The organism is Chitinophaga sp. CF118, from assembly GCF_900112615.1.
In the GTDB taxonomy this organism is placed as follows: domain Bacteria; phylum Bacteroidota; class Bacteroidia; order Chitinophagales; family Chitinophagaceae; genus Chitinophaga.
This window is the reverse complement of record NZ_FOMK01000022.1, coordinates 1-3,190: the sequence shown is the minus strand read 5'-3', so window position 1 is coordinate 3,190 and position 3,190 is coordinate 1. Positions and strand designations below refer to the sequence as shown.

Below are 3,190 nucleotides of genomic sequence, written 5' to 3'. Positions count from 1 at the left end.
AAGGTTATTATATAAGCTCTTTGACATATTGGGAAAAAAAGGTGATAATACACTTTGCAAGAAGCAAAGATTTTTAAAGCGAATAAGGGCGCATGGTGGATGCCTAGGCTCTAGGAGGCGAAGAAGGACGTGGTAAGCTGCGATAAGCTACGGGGAGATGCAAACGATCGTTACATCCGTAGATTTCCGAATGGGACAACCCAATACACTGAAGGTGTATTACCCGCAAGGGGGCCAACGCAGGGAACTGAAACATCTAAGTACCTGCAGGAAAAGAAAATAAATAATGATTCCCTAAGTAGTGGCGAGCGAACGGGGAAAAGCCCAAACCTGGATGGCGTGCTGTCCGGGGGTTGTAGGACTACATTTAGAAAGTCAGATCAAGTTGAATCATCTGGAAAGATGAACCATAGCAGGTGATAGTCCTGTAGGCAGAAATTCTGATGGACGCGTAGTATCCTGAGTAGCGCGGGACCGGAGAAATCCTGTGTGAATCTGTCAGCACCATCTGATAAGGCTAAATACTCCCTAGAGACCGATAGTGAACCAGTACCGTAAGGGAAAGGTGAAAAGTACTCCGAACAGGAGAGTGAAATAGTTCCTGAAACCGTGCGCCTACAAGCGGTCGGAGCATAGTAATATGTGACGGCGTGCCTTTTGCATAATGAGCCTACGAGTTACTCCTTACTGGCAAGGTTAAGCACTTAAGTTGCGGAGCCGTAGCGAAAGCGAGTTCTAACAGAGCGTATAGTCAGTAGGGGTAGACGCGAAACTTTGTGATCTATCCATGGGCAGGTTGAAGGTTTGGTAACACAAACTGGAGGACCGAACCCATTAGCGTTGAAAAGCTATGGGATGACCTGTGGATAGGGGTGAAAGGCCAATCAAACTGAGAGATAGCTCGTTCTCCCCGAAATGTTTTTAGGAACAGCCTCGTACATAGAGTTATCATAGAGGTAGAGCTACTAATTGGGCTAGGGGGCTTCACCGCCTACCAAACCCTAATAAACTCCGAATGCTATGATATATCTGCGGGAGTGAGGCTGTGGGCGCTAAGGTCCATGGCCGAGAGGGAAATAACCCAGATTAACAGCTAAGGTCCCTAATAGTACGTTAAGTTGAACAAACGAAGTTCAAATCCTATAACAGCCAGGATGTTGGCTTGGAAGCAGCCATTCATTTAAAGAGTGCGTAACAGCTCACTGGTCGAGGGTTTGGGCACGGAAAATAATCGGGCATCAAACGTACAACCGAAGCTTTAAGATTGCTGGCGATGTCAGTATATCGGTAGGGGAGCATTCTAAACTGCATTGAAGGTGTTACGTGAGTAATGCTGGAGCGTTTAGAAAAGAAAATGTAGGCATAAGTAACGATAATTTGGGTGAAAAACCCAGACGCCGTAAGACTAAGGGTTCCTGATCAACGCTAATCGGATCAGGGTTAGTCGGGTCCTTAGGCAAAGCCGAGAGGCGTAGCTGATGGCAAAATGGTGAATATTCCATTACCTGCTATAACTTCGATGGAGTAACGGAGTAGTGAAAGGACTGCGCACTTACGGAATAGTGCGTTAAAGGGAGTAGTTATATCTTGTGTAGGAAAATCCGCACGGGATGATGAACCTGATAGTACAGCAAAGCTTCGGCCGCGCTGATAATGTCCCTAAACAGACTTCCAAGAAAAACTTCTAAGGTTCGGTTATAGCAGCCCGTACCGCAAACCGACACAGGTAGTCGAGGAGAGTATCCTCAGGCGCTCGAGTGATCCGTGGTAAAGGAACTAGGCAAATTGACGCTGTAACTTCGGGATAAGGCGTACTGCAGTAATGCAGTCTCAGTAAAATGGTCCAACCAACTGTTTAACAAAAACACAGGGCCCTGCAAAATCGAAAGATGACGTATAGAGCCTGATACCTGCCCGGTGCTGGAAGGTTAAGGAAGGATGTTCGGAGCAATCCAAAGCTTCTGACTGAAGCCCCAGTAAACGGCGGCCGTAACTATAACGGTCCTAAGGTAGCGAAATTCCTTGTCGGGTAAGTTCCGACCTGCACGAATGGTCTAATGAGTTGGACACTGTCTCTACCACGAGCTCGGTGAAATTGTAGTATCGGTGAAGATGCCGGTTAATCGCAACGGGACGGAAAGACCCCGTGAACCTTCACTACAACTTAACATTGATTTTGAACCACAGATGTGTAGGATAGTTGGGAGACTATGAAGCAGCTTCGCCAGGAGTTGTGGAGTCAACGTTGAAATACCAACCTTCTGTTGTTTAGAGTCTAACACCGCAAGGTGGACATTGTTTGGTGGGTAGTTTGACTGGGGTGGTCGCCTCCTAAAAAGTAACGGAGGCTCGCAAAGGTACCCTCAGTACGGTTGGTAATCGTACGCAGAGCGCATTAGTAAAAGGGTGCTTGACTGTGAGGCAAACAAGCCGAGCAGGAGCGAAAGCTGGCTAAAGTGATCCGGTGGTTCTGTATGGAAGGGCCATCGCTCAAAGGATAAAAGGTACTCCGGGGATAACAGGCTGATCTCCCCCAAGAGCTCATATCGACGGGGAGGTTTGGCACCTCGATGTCGGTTCGTCACATCCTGGGGCTGGAGAAGGTCCCAAGGGTTCGGCTGTTCGCCGATTAAAGTGGCACGTGAACTGGGTTCAGAACGTCGCAAGACAGTTCGGTCCCTATCTGTTGTGATCGTTAGTAAATTGCGAGGACATGACCTTAGTACGAGAGGACCGGGTCGTACGTACCGCTGGTGTATCAGTTGTGCCGCCAGGTGCAGTGCTGAGTAGCTATGTACGGACAGGATAAACGCTGAAAGCATCTAAGCGTGAAACCAACCTCAAGATGAGTTTACTTTTAAGGGCCGTCGGAGACTACGACGTTGATAGGCTACAGGTGTAAGGGTGGTAACATCGAAGCCGAGTAGTACTAATTGCCCGTAAGCTTTAATTTTATTTTGTAAATGTATTATCAACTTCCCAATATGTAAATTATTGCGTTGCGAGAGCGTTCATGAGTCTGAAAAGACAATGGAGGCTGATAGTAACAAAGATCTTCAAGATCTTATGGTGGTTTTGCCGAGGGTGTTCACCTCTTCCCATTCCGAACAGAGAAGTTAAGCCCCTCATGGCCGATGGTACTGCACAATCATGCGGGAGAGTAGGTAGCTGCCATATTTATTGAAAAAAG

At 47.4% G+C, this 3,190-nt stretch carries 2 rRNA genes; both read left to right on the top strand.

Annotated features, from left to right (window positions below):
- Positions 1 to 72: 72 nt before the first annotated feature.
- Positions 73 to 2,953, top strand: a 23S ribosomal RNA gene (locus BM176_RS31995).
- 112 nt (positions 2,954 to 3,065) lie between these two features.
- Positions 3,066 to 3,177: ribosomal RNA gene (gene rrf / locus BM176_RS31990) — 5S ribosomal RNA — on the top strand.
- Positions 3,178 to 3,190: the final 13 nt, after the last annotated feature.